The sequence below is a fragment of the Chitinophaga flava genome (assembly GCF_003308995.1).
GTDB lineage: Bacteria > Bacteroidota > Bacteroidia > Chitinophagales > Chitinophagaceae > Chitinophaga > Chitinophaga flava.
On the sequence record NZ_QFFJ01000001.1, the window covers coordinates 2,836,297 to 2,854,583 of the forward strand.

The following is an 18,287-nucleotide window of genomic DNA, read 5'->3' on the forward strand; positions in this document are numbered from 1 at the left end:
GGAATCCACTGATTTCGTTTTTTACATCATTTCCCTTTTTTCACTGCGGCATAATAACAGTATACCAGCCAAGCTGGCTGGCAGGACTCCTGTCGTTATGGCTGTAATTAAACGGATTTTTTGTAGTGTATTACTTCCGGCCCACCTGGTTGCAGAAAGTCTATCTTCAACGGATATTCGATAACTATCCGCACAAATTAAAAAGTCGCCCCGCAAAAGCAAGGCGACTTTATAAAATCTGGTAAAAAACTTCGCTGGCAATTGTACTTGTGTTCCCTTGGTGTTTGATAACGCAAGTCTAAAATTTATGGCTTTACATTTTTTAACTGCCAGCCAAGTTCCTTCCCATGGTCAAATCTAATAAGGAAGCTTGTGAGGAACAGCTGATAGATATCTGCTATCGTTTCGTTGACACAAAATAACAACGATAATTCCGCCCTGGCTTTTCAATTCGGGAAAAGAAATGATCAAAGCGGGAAATTGCAAAAAAAATGCTGACAGGGAAAAGTCCTGTCAGCATTTTAAAACTCTTAATACTTTGATAATCAACGAAGTAACAACTCACAAGGTTTAAGCCCTGTATGCTTTTTGAAAGCAGTAGAGAAGTGGGAGATGCAGGAGTATCCCATCAGCATAGCCACTTCGGAAACTGACATGCCTTTTTCATACAGCAGCCCCTTGGCCTTTTCCATCCTTTCTTTCTGGAAATAGTCGTAAATGGTGGTACCATACATGGCTTTAAAGCCCTTTTTCAGGTAACATTCATTCATGGCTACTTTGCGGGCCAGATCACGGATGGTGATAGGGGAGTCCAGTTGCTCCAGTAAGATACTTCTGGCTTTTTCAATTTTTTCCCGGTCTTCCAGATGTGTCAGGAAGCGGCAACCGTAACGTTCGTCAGGATCGTTCTGCATGAACTGGTCTGAGCTGTACAACAACAGGTCAAGTGCCCGGCTCTGCAAAAAGATATTCTTCAGGATGCCATCATAGTTGTGATGTACCATAGTTTCCAGTACTGACTTGGATTTGGTGCAGGGCTGGATGGTTTTCACAAATGGCTTACGGGACTGATTCTCAAAAAGAGAGAAAGAAGTCGTATTTTTCTGAAGTGACTGAATAAATGCTGGTTGAAACCTGACGGTGATAAGGTCTACAGAAGGGACCTTGTCTTTACAGGCTTCCTTGTTGCCCTCTGCACACAATTGGTCGGTGCAGGCAGGATTTTTACAATATTTGCTGCCGGCAACACAATAGCGTAGTTCTATTGCGGCGGACTGCCCTCTTTTAGCCGGCTGGTATACTACCATGGCTACGTCTTCCACCGGGAGCGGCTTGTCGTACACAAAGCGCTGCAATGTAAAGTCCAGGCAATCCGGAACCGTCACGCTATCCTCCTCCGCCAGCTGAAGCTGGTCGCTCATGGCGGGCTGCGGAATGGCTAATGCCAGTATTTCCTGAATTTCTTTCACTTTACCTGATGTTTTAAAACCGGGACAAATTTAACACTTCAATTTTAAATCAAATGTATTTTGACAATACACTTACAAAGCATTCCTAACATAAGGAATAATTTCAACATATTTGAGGCGGTTAGTCACAATCAAATGGTGTGAATTTTCGTTTATTCTTCACAGATGGAACATAGCAAATCGAAACGCTCCAAGGTACTGAGGATCATATTCACTGCAGCAGCCTTATTAGTCTTACTGGTATCAGGCACCGGTTGGTATCTTAACCAACACTGGAGCAAGCGCTTACGTAAGGAATTATCTGACTATGTGATCGATTTGTCTGATAGCCTGTATACTGTTCATTTTAAAGACCTCCGGCTCAACGTACTATCCAACAGCCTCACCCTGGAACAGGCCACCATGACGCTGGACACAGCCGTTTACCAACGTATGAAGGCGGAGCATCGCGCCCCGGCAACCATCTACCTCATCCATGTGGAAAAGCTCCGGCTCAGGCACTTCAAGCCATGGCGGTATTTCACCGGTAAAGAACTGAATGCCGGCGCCCTGATCGTGACAGGTCCCAGTATCGTAATGGAGCAGGACAGCACCGTCACAGATACCACCCGTCCCCGCACCGCCTACGAAAATATATCCGCCAAGATGAAATCTATCTTCATCGGGCATCTCCAGCTGGACAATACCGATTTCAAATATGTATTTACCCGGAAAGACTCTTCCCGGGTTGTTCACCAATTCCGTCACCTACGGGTAAACGTCAACGATTTCCTGATTGATTCGTTAGCATTAAACGACCCTACCCGTTTTTTATACGCGAGGAATTACGAAATAGGGATGAAGGATTATATGCGTCCTACGCGGGACAGCCTTTACTGGATGCATGTACGGGGTATTTCCTATGATGCGGCCGAAAGGACTTTTAATATCGGGCAGTTTGAAATACAGCCCAGGTATGACCCAGTGGCTTTCCAGCAGCAAACGGGCGTACAACAGGACCGTTATGAGCTGTTGTTTAACGATATCCACGTATACGATATCGATCCCAGGCTGTTGTTACAGGAACAACAGGTATGGGCCCGCCGGGTCGATATCGGCAGCGGCAGGCTGCATGTTTTCCGTGACCGGATGCTGCCCATGCCCACCGGTGATAAACTGGGTCAGTTTCCCAACCAGGTACTGCAAAAGCTGAAATTCCCCCTGAAAATTGATACTTTGATCGGTAACAATGTGAACGTTCAGTATGCTGAACTGAGCCCTGTATCGGAACAAACAGGGACTGTGACTTTCAGCCATGTTCATGGCCGGTTTACCAACATCACCAATATTGATTCCGTGATAGCCCGTGACAACCACTGTGTGGCCGATGTGGACGCTATTTTCATGCAAAGCGGCAAACTAAAAGCCCGCTTTGATTTTATGCTCAACAGCCCTTCCGGCAAATTTGAGGTAAGCGGGCAGCTAAAAAACATGAATGGCCGGGACCTGAATGTGGCCACCCGGCCACTGGGTAAAGTGGAGATCCGTTCGTTCAACATCCGGGACCTTAGTTTTGACATCCATGGTGATGAAAAGAAGGCCGCCGGCACTGTCACCTTACTGTATGACAACCTCCGGATAGCCATCCTGAAGCAGGACAAAGAGCACAAAGTCTTTACCCGTAAAGGATTGATGAGTCTTGTCGCCAATGTGATGGTCATCAGGGACAGGAATCCCCTGAAAGGGGAAAAAGTAAGGGTATCTTATCCTGTTCAAGTCAGGGATATACAGAAGTCTTTTTTCAACCTGGTGTGGAAAACATTGTTTACCGGTGTAAAAGAAACCGTGGGAGCGCGAAAACTGGGATAAAAAAGGCAGCATCCTCCCCACCCAAAAACAGCTATTCTTTTATGGAAATAAGGCTTATTTTTCGTATTTTTGCGTGATTGTCTACCGATTTTATTTCTAAAAGATTTTACACCAACATATGAGCGAAGAATTAGTGCAAGCACCCAGCCCCAGCAACAGTTATGATGCGGGAAGTATTCAGGTATTGGAAGGATTGGAAGCAGTGCGTAAGCGTCCGGCCATGTATATTGGCGACATTGGCATCAAAGGGCTTCACCACCTGGTATATGAAGTCGTGGACAACTCCATCGACGAAGCCCTGGCTGGCTATTGCAAAAATATCGATGTAACGATCTGCGAGGATAACTCTATCCGGGTAAAAGATGACGGTCGTGGTATCCCCACCGGCATCCATCCTAAAGAAGGACGCTCCGCCCTGGAGGTAGTAATGACCGTGCTCCATGCCGGCGGTAAATTTGACAAAAACACCTATAAAGTATCCGGTGGTCTGCACGGGGTGGGTGTCAGCTGCGTAAACGCACTGAGTAGCGTGCTGCATGTGACCGTGCAAACTGAAGGCAAACTGTTTGAACAGGAATACCACCGCGGTATCCCTCAGTATTCAGTACGGGAAATCGGGGTGAGCGAAACTACCGGTACCACCGTTCACTTCAAACCAGATGATGAAATATTCAAGGAAACGACCTACAACAAAGAAATTCTGGCAGGCCGTCTGAGAGAACTGGCTTACCTGAACCGTAAAATCCGCATCACGCTGTCTGATGAGCGCGAAAAAGATGAGGCAGGTAATATCTTCACAGAAACCTTCTACAGCGAAGGCGGTATTCGTGAGTTTATCCAGATGCTCGACAAAAATGGCCGTCGTAACGCGCTGCTGCCAGCACCTATCTATGTGGAAACCCACGACGCAGCCTCCAATGTAGCTGTGGAAGTAGCCCTGGTATATAACGATGCATTCAGTGAGAATATCTTCTCTTACGTTAATAATATCAACACCATTGAAGGAGGTACCCATGTGGCCGGTTTCCGCCGTGCTATTACCCGTGTGTTCAAAGCCTATGGTGATAAAAATAAACTGTTTGAGAAATCAAAGGTAGAAGTAACCGGCGATGACTTCCGCGAAGGTCTGAGCGCTATCATCAGCGTGAAAGTGCCTGAACCTCAGTTTGAAGGCCAGACTAAAACCAAACTCGGTAACTCCGATGTAATGGGGGTAGTAGACAGTTCCGTAGCTGCCGTACTGGATGCCTTCCTGGAAGAAAATCCACGCGAAGCCAAAACCGTTATCAATAAGGTAGTACTGGCAGCCCAGGCCCGTGAAGCGGCCCGTAAAGCCCGTCAGCTGGTACAACGCAAGAGTGTAATGACCGGTAGCGGCCTGCCCGGTAAACTGGCTGACTGCTCCGACAACGATCCTGAAAAATGTGAGCTGTTCCTGGTCGAAGGTGACTCAGCGGGTGGTACTGCCAAACAAGGCCGTAACCGTAACTTCCAGGCCATCCTTCCGCTCCGTGGTAAGATCCTCAACGTGGAAAAAGCCATGGAACACAAGATCTATGAAGATAACGAGATCAAAAACATCTTCACCGCACTGGGCGTAACCATCGGTACCGAAGAAGACGATAAAGCACTCAACCTCACCAAACTCCGTTACCACAAACTGGTTATCATGACGGATGCGGACGTGGATGGTAGCCACATCGCCACCCTGATCCTGACCTTCATTTTCCGTTATATGAAAGCCATGGTAGAGCAGGGTTACGTTTACATCGCCCAGCCACCACTGTACCTCGTTAAAAAAGGTAAAGATCACGTGTATGCCTGGACAGAAGAACAGCGTAAAGCCGCTACTCTCCAGCTGGCCGGCGGCGGTAAAGAAGACAGCGTAACCATACAGCGTTATAAAGGTCTTGGTGAGATGAACGCAGAGCAGCTGTGGGATACTACCATGGACCCTGAAAGACGTACCCTCAAACAGGTGACCATCGAAAGCGCTGCTGAAGCAGACCGCGTATTCAGCATGCTGATGGGTGATGAAGTACCTCCCCGCAGAGCCTTCATCGAGTCTCACGCTAAGTATGCGAAAATCGACGCATAACAACCGCTGATTGATGTGATACTACTGATGCTCCTGATGGAGCGAAGATAAAATAAAAGAGCCCACTGGTATTCATTATCAGTGGGCTCTTTTATTTTGTTATTTTGTTCATCTTCGCTCCATCAGGAGCATCAGTAGTATCACATAAATCACAGTTGTTATTCTCTTGTTATAAGATAATTGGCCAGGAACTGATACAAGAAGATTCCAATCAGCATAACGACCACGAATATATTTTCCACATTGTTGGTGAGGAAGGTAAAGCCAATACCAAGCAAACCAATAAACGCCAGCGCCAGGGTGTATATGAGAAATATCTTCCTGCTTTTGGGTGATTGCGGTGTATACATGCTGGCTACGGGCAGCATCAGCACACCGGTACAGATGGCAATCGCCAGCAGTCCGGGAATGGAGGTGAGCCAGTAGGCGCCTGCAGCCAGTAAAGCGGTGAGCAGGAGACAGCCCACCCTGTTGGATACTTTCGTTTGTTCGCTCGTGAGTGCATAACGGCCATAGGGATTCAGCCGCAGAAACAGGTTACTAACCGGTACTATCAGCCAGGTGGACAGGGCCACCAGCGCCAACAACACATATAGAGGAAAAAACACCTGACTGGCGATCTGTGTCAGCACCAGCAGACCGATAATAACCAGCCACTGAGTGCCCGCCTTCAGCCTACCCATAAAAAATGCGTAGTTCAGGAATTGCCGATACAGCCAGTAGTGAGCCTTCATGGCCTGTACCATCCCATCTTTAGCCCATTGCTGGCTGGGATCTATTTTCAGTGATTCCCTGAAATGTTCCAGCGACTTACCATGATCACCGGCCTCCAGCCATTTCCAGCCCAGATTGGCGTGGGTATAGGCATTTTCCGGATTATGTTCCAGCGCTGCATTCAAATTGGAAAAAGCTTCGTCCTTTCTGCCCAGGTTAAACAGGGCATTGGAGCGCAGATTAAGACAGATCAGGTTTTCCGGGTCGACGGCCAATCCTTCTTCTGCTTTCTGCAGCGCTTGTGCATAGTCTTTTTTAAACAGCAGTATCTGGCTCCACATACCGAAGTAGTCGGCATGATGGGGATTAATAGCCACCGCTTCACTGATGGCCTGTAAGGCCTCCGGGAGTTGATTTTTATTGAGTGCCAGCCGGGCCCTTAAATATAAAAAGCGGTCGTCGTCCGGCGCGAAGCTGAGCGAGCTGGAGATCACCTGGGCAGCCTCTTCAGGCTTGTCCATCTCCATATAACAAATGGCCAGCAGAAAAAGCGCATCAATATCATTGGCGCTGGTACTGAGGTGTTGTCTTAATGTGGTAAGTGCATCCTGATAACGCCCTTGCTGTAACAACAACTGGGCACGCTGAATGAGTACAGCCATAAATCTTATTTCTTAATATCCAGGTATTTGAGCACATCATCATACAGTCCGGCCTCGTTGGAATACAGGGCATAATTACGGGCTGTATTAAACCATTCCCTGGTGGTAGGCTTGTGTGTTTTGATGGCTTTCACCAGTTCTTTTTGTGATATCGGTTGTGGTACACCTTTCTCCAGTGCTTCCATGAGTTTATCTTCGATGGCAATATCGACAATGGCTTTCAGATCAGCGCCGGAGTAGCCGGCGGTGGCTTTGGCCAGTGCTTTGTAATCCACGTCGGACACTGGTTTGTTGCGGAGCTGCAGTTTAAGGATGGCTTCTCGGCCATCTGTGTCGGGTGGCGCCACGAAGATGATCCTGTCGAAGCGGCCCGGGCGTCTGAAGGCAGGATCGAGGCTCCAGGGAGCGTTGGTAGCACCGATGATCAGCACATTTTCGTTATCGGCTGCGATACCATCCATTTCGGCGAGGAACTGGTTGATGAGGTGACTGGCACCGCTGTTGCGCATAGCTGTGCGATTGGCGCCCAGTGCATCTACTTCATCAAAGAAAAGCACGCAGGGCTTGCGCTGACGCGCCAGTTCAAACAGGCCATGGAGGTTCTTTTCACTGTTGCCGACCCACATGTCCAGTACATCGTGGATGCCCACGTTGATAAACTCTGCCTGTATTTGTCCGGCAGTGGCTTTGGCCAGATAGGTTTTACCACATCCCGGAGGTCCATATAGTAAGATGCCTCCACCGGCCTTTTTGCCATAGGCCTTATACAGGTCGGGGAATTGCAGCGGCTTGATAATTTTCAGGTCTATTTCCTGTTTCTCTCTTTCCATACCACCCACATCAGAGAAGTTGATGTCGGGTTTCTCCATGGTAAAGATCTTGTCGGGATCTTCTTCCTCTTCATCATCAAGCGTAAAGTTTTGCTGCTGTTGTGGTAAGCGGAACTGCGCATCGAGCGCTTCATCACGGAAGCCGGGATTCAGCAGCAGGAGGTGCTGGTAAACATCTTTTGCTGCATGGAGGGAGTTTTCCTTTACCAGGATGCGGCAATGCAGCAACAGCGCATCGAAGTGGTCTGGTTCATGATGTTCCAGTTGTTCGAGTACGACTATGGCGGCAGAATATTTTTGCTGATGATAGAAAGTACGGGCTAGTCCCAGTTGTGCAGCGGTGTTTTCGGGTGAGAGTTCCAATACTTTGCGGTATTGTTCTTCAGCTTGCACATATTCATAATCCTGTAACAGCACCTGGGCGAGATGTAAGCGTAAAGGCACATTTTCCGGAGAAAACTGCACGGCTTCCTGTAATTGTTTGACAACTTCCGATGACATGATGTGCTATATATTTTAAACTCAAGCAGTAATAATACGGAATTACGCCACAAAAATATTGTTAATATTGACGCAGTCCATATTTAGTACGCGGTACAATATTACCTTATCATTTATTATTATTTTATTTAATTTAAATAATATTATATATATTGCAACTGAATTTATCCCTATGCCCGTATACTAACCGGTACACCTACTTGTTCCTATAAGTCAGCTGGCAACGGCTTTTGCCTGCCAGCACCGGTCCATTACCTGTACGGCAGGACAGCACACTAAAACCAGAAATATGCGTTTAAAAGTCTTCGTATGGGCCGTTATTGCAATCGTAGGAGCAGGGATGGCCAGTTGTTCCAAAAAGAAAGATGCAACACCGGATGGCCACTTCACTTTTAAGTTGGGAGATATCACCTATCAGTCCAATTCTACCCAGGGTTATATGACAGATACCGTTATCGCCGGCAAAAGAACGCTGATAATAGATGGTGTTACCAATAATTTCGGTAAACATATGGAGCTGATGATCACTTTTCCGGGCAACGTACAGCCGGGAACGTATGATGAACAGGCAGGGGTAATGACGCTGATGGACATTCAGCAAAAAGAGGGTGGTTATATATCTAAAACACTCTCCATCAAACTTGAAAGCATTAATAGTAAACAAGCGGAGGGGACACTCTCCGGCACCTTAACCAGTGGTGAAATAGAAAAACCTTTAACGGACGGGACTTTTAAAGTCTACTTTTAAGTAATCAACGTTTTTTTGCAAAACGCGAACCCTGTCTTTTAAGGCAGGGTTTTTTAATTTAACATTATCAAACACAGCCTTTTATTCATTTTCGTATATACGTTAAAGTTATATTAAATGAGGTTATTGTTTACGTTCGCTTAACAATTCTTTGCTAGTACATTTCAGACTGATTCTTAACATACTTTTCATATAAAACGCTAAACATAATACTATTTAAACCCTTTCTGAAGCCAAAATGGTTAGTTTAAGATCATTTTAAGTACTCCTTAACAATTTGGTAATGATCTGTTAACATTCTGGTTGCTTTGGAGTAGTTGCTTTGCACTTGTAAATACTTACAGGCTTTATGAAATCAATTGTCACGCTATTAGCGAGCATTCTTGTAGTTCTATTTTGTAACAGCGCCCAGGCGCAGATTACTACCTCGATCGTTACCGGTAAGGTATCAGATCCAAGTGGACAGGCTATTCCCGGGGTGACCGTAGTGGTAGTAAATACCAGCACCGGCATCAAAAATGGTACTCAAACCAACAGCGATGGTCGTTACATTGTGCCGAACCTGAATCCAGGTGGGCCTTACACAATTACTGTATCTTTTATCGGCTATAAAAAAGAAGTAAAAGAAAATGTGAACCTCGGACTGGGTTCTATCAGCTATAACTTCAAACTGCAGGAAGAATCCACAGCGCTGAGCGAAATCGTGGTAACCGGCAATACCGGCAGCAAAACCGGCGGCACCAAAATAGGACAGGAGCAGATCAAATCCCTGCCTACACTGAGCCGCAGCCTGCAGGACCTTACCAAAGTAACTCCTCAGAGCAACAACAACTCATTCCTCGGTACCAACTACCGTTATAACAACGTAACCGTTGACGGTGCTATCAACAACGACGCGATCGGCTTTAGCCCTTCCCTCGGTGGACAGAGCGCTACCAGCGGTCAGCCAGGCAGCAGCACCCGTACTAACCCCGTATCTCTCGATGCGATCCAGGACGTACAGGTATTACTCGCCCCATTCGACGTGAAAGTAGGTAACTTCCTCGGTGGTAGCGTAAACGCTGTAACCCGCAGCGGTACCAACGAAGTACACGGTTCCGTATACGGTTATGGCCGTAACGCTTCCATGATCGGTAAAAACAAAATCGGTGACGGTTCCAAACTGCCCAGCGATTTCCACGAATATCAGACAGGTGTACGCGTAGGTTTCCCTATCATCAAAAACAAACTGTTCTTCTTCACCAACGAAGAAATTACCCGCCGTGTAGACCCGGTGATCCTCGCTGCAGGTTCTGCTGATGGTGGTGGCGTTCTCACAGAAAAAGATGCTAATGATATCACTACCCTGATGAAATCCTATGGCGTTGACCCAGGAACTGCAGGTAACACCAGCATCTACTCCAACTCCAACAAATTCTTTAACAGAATCGACTGGCATATCAACAGCAAACATCAGCTGTCTGTTCGTAACAACACCATTACTTCTGAAGCAACCAACCTGGAACGTGACCAACAGAACTTCCGTTTCAAAGGTATCGACTTCAAACAGGTGAACAACCAGTCTTCTACTGTTGCTGAGCTGAAAAGCAATTTCAACAACAACCTCTCCAACAGCTTAATCCTGGGTTATTCCAATATCCACGATTACAGAGATCCGTTGTCCGATCCTGCTACTCCTCAGATCCAGATCAAAGGCCGTACTCCCGGTTCTACCATCTTCCTGGGTACTGACCGCGAAGCCAGTATCTTCAACATGAAACAAAAAACCTTTGAAGTTACCGACAACGTAACCATCTTCAAAGGCAACCATACCATCACTGTAGGTACACACAACGAGTTCTACAACATCACCTATGGTTTTGTAAACTCCTGGAACGGCCGTCTGGACTATAACAGCGTAGAAGACTTCCTGGCTAATAATCCTAGCCGCGTACGTGGTAACTACAACTACGCCAACAACTCCCGCGACTTTATCTGGAACAATCCTCCTGCACAGTTCAAAGTAAACCTGCTGAGCCTGTACGGACAAGATGAAATCCAAATCACTGATCGTTTCAAAATCACTCCAGGTATCCGTTTAGACTATACCGGTATTCCTAACAAACAACCGCTGAGCGATAAAACCACTAAAGCTCCTGTTGACGCAAACTACGGTACTACCTACACCTACACCAAACCTCAGGATATCAAAAACAACTTCCTGAATAATGTACAGATATCTCCGCGCTTAGGCTTCAACTATGATATCAAAGGTGACAACAGCCTCGTACTCCGCGGTGGTACAGGTCTCTTCACCGGCCGTATTCCTTTCGCATGGTTAGGTTATGCTTACTACAACAACGGTGTTACTTACGGTGCTTACGACCAGAAATCTTCTACTCCGTTTGTTAACGGCCCTCTGCCTGCTGCTAAACCATCTCCCAATGGTATCGCTGATTTCGCAGCTCAGAACGGTGTAAAAGTTAACGATCCTGCAGGCGCTACCCAGGTAGACCTGATCGACAACAACTTCAAAATGCCTCAGGTATGGAGAAGCAGCCTGGCACTGGAATACAACACCCGTGACCAATGGAAATTCAGCATCGAAGGTATCTACACCAAAGTGGTGAAAGACCTGATGTTCCAACAGATCAACCTGGTAGACAATCCTACCTACTATGCATATGATGTAAACAAACAACAGCCAATCTTCTCCGGTAAAAAAATCAATCCGCTGTACACCAACGCTTACCTGCTGTCTAACACCGACAAAGGTTACCGTTACAGCATCACCGGTCAGATTTCCAAATCCTTCCCATTTGGTCTGAACTTCATGACTGCCTATACTTACGGACAGGCTAAAGATCTCACCAACGGTATCCGTAACTCTATGGAGTCTAACTGGCAGCTGAACCAGGCACTGAATCCAAACAATCCAGGTCTGGCTTACTCCAACTTCGACATCCGTCACCGTATCGTAGCTACCGTTGGTTACAAACAAGACTGGGGTACTAAAGGCAAATGGGTTTCCAACTTCTCTGCCTTCTTTAACACTTCTTCCGGTTTACCATATACTTACGGTTTCGTAAACACCACTATCCAGGGTACACCACAGCAGGTGAGCCTGGCTTACATCCCGAAAGATGTTGCTGAAGCTACCAACTTCTTCACTGACATCGCCGGTGGTAAAACTGCTGCACAACAGGCTAATGACTTCATGAACTATGTAAGCAGCGACAAATACCTGAACGGCCGCAAAGGTCAGTTCACTGAACGTAACGGTGGTCGCACACCATGGAACACACAGGCAGACTTCCGCTTCAGCCAGGATTTCAACTTCAAGCCTCGTAAAACCATGCACACGCTCACACTCACTTACGATATCGTGAACGTTACCAACCTGCTGAACAAAGACTGGGGTGTTCAATACTTCTCACCAAACACCTTCAACTCTTCTGCCAGCGTAGGTCTGACACCAACCGGAAAAGTTGTAAACAACTATCCTACTTACAAATTCGATACTCCGACTTCTTCTTATTCCAAAGATTTCTTTGGATCCCGTTACCAGATGCAGATCGGTCTGAGATACAGCTTCTAACATAAAGCTTCATAAAATAAAAAGAGCGCAAAGTATATACTTTGCGCTCTTTTTATTTTATGGGGTTAGATTATTTGATACCGAAAGTAGTTCTTACTTCAGCGCGGATTTTGATGGTTTTGAATTCGAGGTCGGAAGAATAGTTTTCACCAGCAGCATCAGCAGATTTGTACATAATAACGTTAGTCTGCATTTGTGGGCGGAAATCAGTGTAGTTGTCGGTGCTTATTTCCTGTACTTCGATGATACCGTCGATCGTGTTACCGATAGCAGCCAGCATATATTCAGCTTTTGCTTTAGCAGCCTGCATAGCTTTGATCTTTACTTCCTTACGGTATTGCTCCATTTTGCTGGAAGTATAGGAAGCGATACGGGTGCTCTCAATACCTTCTGCGTCTACTGCACCGAGGATGCTGTTAATTTTATCCAGTTTGTTGAGTTTAAGACGATATTGTTTGCGGGCCATAAATTCCAATGGATCTTTTTTCTTACGCATGATCTCATAGTTAAAGCTGCTTATATTTTCAATGGTCAGGCTTTCCTTTGGCAGACCTGCATCAGCCACCGCTTTTTCCAGTTGTTTCTCCAGCGTAGTGATGTCTACTTTGTTTTTGCTTTTTACATATTCTTTCAGTGTGATATCGAAATAGATTTCATCCGGAGTGATGACCATTTCGGCAGAACCATTGACCTCAATTTTTTTAACTTGTTTATTGTCGGCTTGTTGGGCGAAAGTGCTCAGAGCGAAGAATAATCCAGCGGCTAATAACATTACCTTTTTCATGTGTCTTTGTTTTTTCTATTTAAAAAATTTGTTTTCGTTGCTTTTAACACCCTCATGATGCGGAGGAAATAAAGGTTTCCATAAAAGCGATGAAAAAAATTTTTCATCCTTATCAAATGGCAATAAAAACAATCTGTTTCATTTTGTAAATGAAACGGTTAGACACAAAAAATGTTACAAAAAATTATTTACGGCTGTCAGTTATGCCTTTGAGGAAAGCATAGAGATCGTCCATATTACGGATACGGTTTACCACCAGCATGAAGTTTTTGCCTACCTGTTTGAGTTTGGCGTTGTTCACACGGGTTTGTATATACGTTAATATATGGTGGAACGTAGGAGATTCGAAATAAGGGGAATCCGGGTTATTGATAAAATAGCAGCGTAGGTTTTCTTCTTTGAGCATCATTTTCTCGAAGCCCAGTTGGATAGCCATCCAGCGGCAACGGATCATGGTGAGCAGGTCCTTTACCGGCTCGGGCAACTGACCAAAGCGGTCTACCAGTGCTTTCTCGAAGTTCTGCAGGACGCTGTCTTCTGTGATATTATCCAGTTCCTGGTACAGGTTAAGACGCTCCTGGATACTTTCTATATAAGTATCGGGGATAAGGATTTCGAGGTCTGTATCGATGGTACAGTCGTTGACGAAATCTTTTTTCTCTTCCAGCTGTTCCTTAAAGAGGTCGCGGAATTCGTTTTGTTTCAGTTCACGGATGGCTTCGTCCAGGATTTTCTGGTACATATCGAAACCTATTTCCGCCATGAATCCGCTTTGTTCTCCACCCAGCAGGTTACCGGCGCCGCGGATATCGAGGTCGCGCATAGCGATCTGGAAACCGCTGCCCAGTTCACTGTGTTGCTCCAGTGTTTGCAGACGTTTACGGCTGTCGGCAGTGAGGGTGCTCATAGGCGGAGCGAGCAAATAGCAGAATGCTTTTTTGTTGCTTCGTCCTACACGCCCACGGAGCTGGTGCAGATCGCTCAGACCGAAATGGTGAGCATTGTTAATGATGATGGTATTGGCGTTGGGAATATCCACACCGCTTTCCACGATATTGGTACATACCAGCACATCATATTTACGGTCGATGAAATCCAGTACTACTTCTTCCAGATGGTGTCCTTCGAGCTGGCCATGGGCCGTAGCGATAGACAGATCGGGGCACAGGCCCTGTATGAGGCCGGCCATTTCGGCGAGACCTTTTACGCGGTTGTGCACAAAATAAACCTGACCACCTCTTTCCGTTTCGTAGTAGATCGCTTCACGGATAGCGTCCTGGTTGAAGACCTGTACTTCCGTGTCAATAGGCTGGCGGTTAGGCGGCGGCGTATTGATAATGGAAAGGTCACGGGCACCCATCAACGAAAACTGCAGCGTACGTGGTATAGGCGTTGCCGTTAGCGTGAGGGTATCTACGTTATGTTTAAACTGTTTGAGTTTTTCTTTGGCAGAAACACCGAATTTCTGTTCTTCATCGACAATCAGTACGCCCAGGTCTTTGAATTTCACATCTTTGCTCAGCAGGGCATGGGTACCGATGATAATATCGATTTTTCCTTCCTGCAGACGTTGGAGTGTTTCCTTCTTTTCCTTGGAAGATTTAAACCTGTTGAGATAATCTACTGTACAGGGGAAATCCTTGAGACGATCTGAAAACGTTTTGTAGTGCTGGAAGGCCAGGATGGTGGTAGGCACCAGTATAGCAGCCTGTTTTCCATCTACAATGGATTTGAAGGCAGCGCGGATAGCTACTTCCGTTTTACCGAAGCCCACATCACCGCAAACGAGGCGGTCCATAGGAGCGGGGCCTTCCATATCCCTTTTCACGTCGGCCGTAGCCTTGCTCTGATCGGGAGTATCCTCATAGATGAAGGAGGCTTCCAGCTCTGTTTGCAGGTAGGTATCCGGACTGTGTGCAAATCCCTGCTGGGCTTTACGCACGGCGTACAGCTGTATCAGGTCTTTGGCAATATCTTTTACCTGTGTTTTGGCTTTTTCCTTCAGCTTGTCCCAGGCATCGCTGCCCAGTTTGTTGACACGGGGCTCCACGCCTTCCTTGCCGGTGTATTTGCTGATCTTGTGCAGGGAGTTGATATTTACATACAACAGGTCGTTGTTTTTGTAAATAATACGGATGGCTTCCTGCATCTTCCCGCCCGATTCAATCTTCTGTAATCCGCTGTATACGCCCACGCCATGATCAATATGTGTTACATAATCGCCAGGCTGCAGTTCCCTCAAGGTCTTCATGGTAATAGCCTTGTTTTTGTTGTAGGCCTGTTTTACCCTTGACTTGTGGAAACGCTGGAATATCTGGTGGTCTGTATAACATGCCAGTTTCAGGGAATGATCGATATACCCGTTGCTGATAGCTACGGGGATAGGGAAGAAGACGAAGTCAGCTTTCAGATCTTCGAAGATACTGCGCAGGCGTTCGAGCTGGCGCGGGTTATCTGCGAATATGAAGAGAGAGTATTTGTTATTGTTGTGTTGTCCGAGGTCTTTGAGGAGCAGGTCGAATTGCCGGTTAAACACCGGTTGTTCCTGGGTATCAAACGTAATGGTTTCCGGTTGGATACCATTTTCCGGGAGATATTCTTTATTGCCGAAAACGATGGTGGTCTTTTGCAGCAGCTGATCCATCAGGGGGGCTGCTTTTTCGAAGTCGTCGCTGTTAAGCGTCATATCTTCATCATCGTTCACCTTTACCTTCTGGCCGGTTAGTAACCAGTCGTCCAGTCGTTGTTCCATCTGTTGCACCACATCCCGGATATAGGCCGGGTCTTTCATCCATACGATGGTATTGGCGGGCAGAAACTCCACCAGTGATGTTTTCATATGGTCAACCGTATGGGTGTCCATATTGGCGATGAGCGTCACCTGTGTAAGTTTACGCTCACTCAGCTGTGTTTCCGGATCGAACAGGCGGATGGAGTCGATATCTTCCCCGAAGAGTTCGATACGGTAAGGTTTTTCATTACCAAAAGAGTAGATATCGAGGATACCACCTCTTAGTGCGTACTGGCCGGGTTCATACACAAAATCGGTATGTTCAAAGCCCCATGCTACCATCTTTTCCAGCAGGGGATCTACTTTCAGTACATCACCTACTTTCAGCTGAACCATGTTGGTGCTGAAAGCCTTGCTGCCGGCCACTTTCTCCCAGAGTGCTTCAGGATAGGTGACCAATATTTTCTTCCGTACGGTATCACCGGAAAACTTCATGAGTGCTTCCGTGCGCAGCATGCTGTGGCTGCTGTTGAGCTCCTGGAACTGTCCGGTTTTTTTGAAAGAGTCGGGAAAGTAGAAGATGTCCAGTGCCTGGCTGAGACTTTCCAGATCGTTCTGGAAATAGGCTGCCTCCTCTTTATCATTCAAAATAAAGAGATGGTTCGCATCTGCATTAGCCCAGGCGGTAACTGCCACAAAATTTATTGCACTCCCACTGAGGGAAGAAAGCTGAAAGTATTGTGGGGTGGGCGATTGAATGCCTTTCACCAGCGACTGCAGGCGAGCATCACGTTGATATAATTGTAATACAGCCTGTAAATTCATGAAGGTGGCAAAGATACGAACATTTGTTTATTTGGTTATTTAGAGATTTAATTATTTGTTTTGGGAACCTTGTAGCTGCCCAAATGGAAAAATATTCAATGATAAAATGCCAAAATGTTTTGTTATATTCAATGACACCAAAATCATTTTTCCATGCAGGAGATATGGCATACAGGCATTGTTACCCGGCTGGTAGATGAAACACCCAATACACGGCGGTTCTGGATCCGTGTGCCCGAGCTGGAAAGCTTTAATTTCAAGCCGGGACAGTTTGTTACCCTCGACCTCCCCATCCACGAAAAAAAGAACAAACGATGGCGTAGTTATTCCATTGCTTCGCATCCGGATGGCACCAATGAATTTGAGCTGGTAATCGTATTACTGGAAGGCGGGGTAGGCAGCACCTATCTTTTCAATGAGATCAAGGAAGGAAGTACCCTGCAGCTACGTGGGCCACTGGGTGTATTCACATTGCCGGAAAACATGGAGAAAGACCTGTTCCTCATCTGTACAGGCACGGGTATAGCCCCTTTCCGGTCTATGGTTCAGCACATTCACCTGCACCAGCTGCCACATCCTGAAATACATCTTATTTTCGGTTGCCGTTATGAAGAGGACCTGCTATATGCTGAAGAAATGCGGCAGCTGGAAGCTCAATTACCCGGTTTTCATTACCTCCCGACGCTAAGCCGTCAGCAAGACTGGAGCGGCCACAAAGGGTATGTACACAACATCTACGAAGAGATACTGGCCGGAGAGAAAAAACCCGCCAACTTTTACCTCTGCGGCTGGAAGGCTATGATAGATGAAGCCAAACAACGCATCACAGCCATGGGCTATGACCGGAAAGATATTCACCAGGAACTGTACGGGTAGTAGCTTTACCAGCAGTAGCCGAAACCCAGGTCCAGATTGGGTGTTACCCGGTTAGACGAAAACATCAGCATTCCCCCGATCTTCATCATAAAATGCCGCTTGAAATGCCGGCGCCATGCTGCGGCAGTCCATCCCAGTAGGGTGCGGTCGCTGGCTCCTTCTTCAAACCATAATGAATCGCCAAACAGATAGGTCATGCCGGCACCCAGCTCAGCACAATTCTTATTTGGCTGCCCCACTACATAATTGAGGCCCCCGAAAATACTGGGACGGTTGGGAACAGAGAGATAGTGCCGACCAGTATCCTCCGGACTGCCACTCCAGCGGGGAGGACTGGGCTTGTCAGACCAGCTGTCCCGGTACTCAGGGGCAAAACCGATGCCCACACGTGCACCCAGACCCGTACGGCGCCTGGTAAAACGTACATCATAGTTGAGCCCAAAACCGCAGGCAGGGCCGAAAAAGCTGCCATACAGTACCTGTGGCCATATTCTGGCGTCAGCAGCTGCTACAAGGGAGTCGGGTTGTGGTGTTTTTTTGCGCTGGGCAAAGAGGGTAGTACAACAAAAAACAAAGGCTACAGCCATTAATATTCGTATATGCATCGGGGTAAGGGGTATATAC

Annotated in this window: 11 protein-coding genes; 5 read left to right on the forward strand and 6 right to left on the reverse strand. The window is 46.7% G+C overall.

The genetic code is table 11. The features are described from left to right. Positions 1-545 precede the first annotated feature (545 nt). The gene (locus tag DF182_RS11335; protein WP_113615733.1) at positions 546-1,469 is read right to left on the reverse strand and encodes a helix-turn-helix domain-containing protein; all 924 of its coding nucleotides are present in this window, start codon (positions 1,467-1,469) and stop codon (positions 546-548) included. Positions 1,470-1,634: 165 nt separating this feature from the next. Between DF182_RS11335 and DF182_RS11340 the strand changes: the two genes are divergently transcribed. Beyond that, entirely contained in the window at positions 1,635-3,317 is a 1,683-nt protein-coding gene (locus DF182_RS11340; protein WP_113615734.1) for an AsmA family protein, read from the forward strand. Positions 3,318-3,435: 118 nt separating this feature from the next. After that, on the forward strand, positions 3,436-5,415 hold the full coding sequence (gyrB, locus tag DF182_RS11345; RefSeq protein WP_113615735.1) for a DNA topoisomerase (ATP-hydrolyzing) subunit B: 1,980 nt from the start codon (positions 3,436-3,438) through the stop codon (positions 5,413-5,415). A gap of 158 nt (positions 5,416-5,573) precedes the next feature. Here gyrB and DF182_RS11350 read toward each other — a convergent pair whose 3' ends face one another. Together DF182_RS11350 and DF182_RS11355 are read right to left on the reverse strand one after the other, a co-directional pair. Then, on the reverse strand, positions 5,574-6,791 hold the full coding sequence (locus tag DF182_RS11350) for a tetratricopeptide repeat protein (RefSeq protein WP_113615736.1): 1,218 nt from the start codon (positions 6,789-6,791) through the stop codon (positions 5,574-5,576). A 5-nt stretch (positions 6,792-6,796) separates the two neighbouring features. Next, positions 6,797-8,122, reverse strand: coding sequence for an ATP-binding protein (locus tag DF182_RS11355; RefSeq protein WP_113615737.1), 1,326 nt, complete (start codon positions 8,120-8,122; stop codon positions 6,797-6,799). A gap of 289 nt (positions 8,123-8,411) precedes the next feature. Here DF182_RS11355 and DF182_RS11360 point away from each other — a divergent pair, with 289 nt between their 5' ends. Together DF182_RS11360 and DF182_RS11365 are read left to right on the forward strand one after the other, a co-directional pair. Then, positions 8,412-8,870, forward strand: coding sequence for a hypothetical protein (locus DF182_RS11360; RefSeq protein WP_113615738.1), 459 nt, complete (start codon positions 8,412-8,414; stop codon positions 8,868-8,870). Between the two features lie 349 nt (positions 8,871-9,219). Then, positions 9,220-12,447 (forward strand): TonB-dependent receptor, encoded by a 3,228-nt coding sequence (locus DF182_RS11365; protein ID WP_113615739.1) that lies wholly within the window; start codon positions 9,220-9,222, stop codon positions 12,445-12,447. A gap of 70 nt (positions 12,448-12,517) precedes the next feature. Here DF182_RS11365 and DF182_RS11370 read toward each other — a convergent pair whose 3' ends face one another. Both DF182_RS11370 and mfd read right to left on the reverse strand, forming a co-directional pair. After that, the gene (locus DF182_RS11370) at positions 12,518-13,231 is read right to left on the reverse strand and encodes an SIMPL domain-containing protein (protein ID WP_113615740.1); all 714 of its coding nucleotides are present in this window, start codon (positions 13,229-13,231) and stop codon (positions 12,518-12,520) included. Positions 13,232-13,415: 184 nt separating this feature from the next. Then, the gene (gene mfd / locus DF182_RS11375; RefSeq protein ID WP_113615741.1) at positions 13,416-16,787 is read right to left on the reverse strand and encodes a transcription-repair coupling factor; all 3,372 of its coding nucleotides are present in this window, start codon (positions 16,785-16,787) and stop codon (positions 13,416-13,418) included. Between the two features lie 153 nt (positions 16,788-16,940). Here mfd and DF182_RS11380 point away from each other — a divergent pair, with 153 nt between their 5' ends. Continuing rightward, entirely contained in the window at positions 16,941-17,663 is a 723-nt protein-coding gene (locus DF182_RS11380; RefSeq protein WP_113615742.1) for a ferredoxin--NADP reductase, read from the forward strand. Between the two features lie 5 nt (positions 17,664-17,668). On the opposite strand, the gene DF182_RS11385 is transcribed toward DF182_RS11380, so the two are convergent. Continuing rightward, entirely contained in the window at positions 17,669-18,268 is a 600-nt protein-coding gene (locus tag DF182_RS11385; protein ID WP_147243413.1) for a hypothetical protein, read from the reverse strand. Positions 18,269-18,287: the final 19 nt, after the last annotated feature.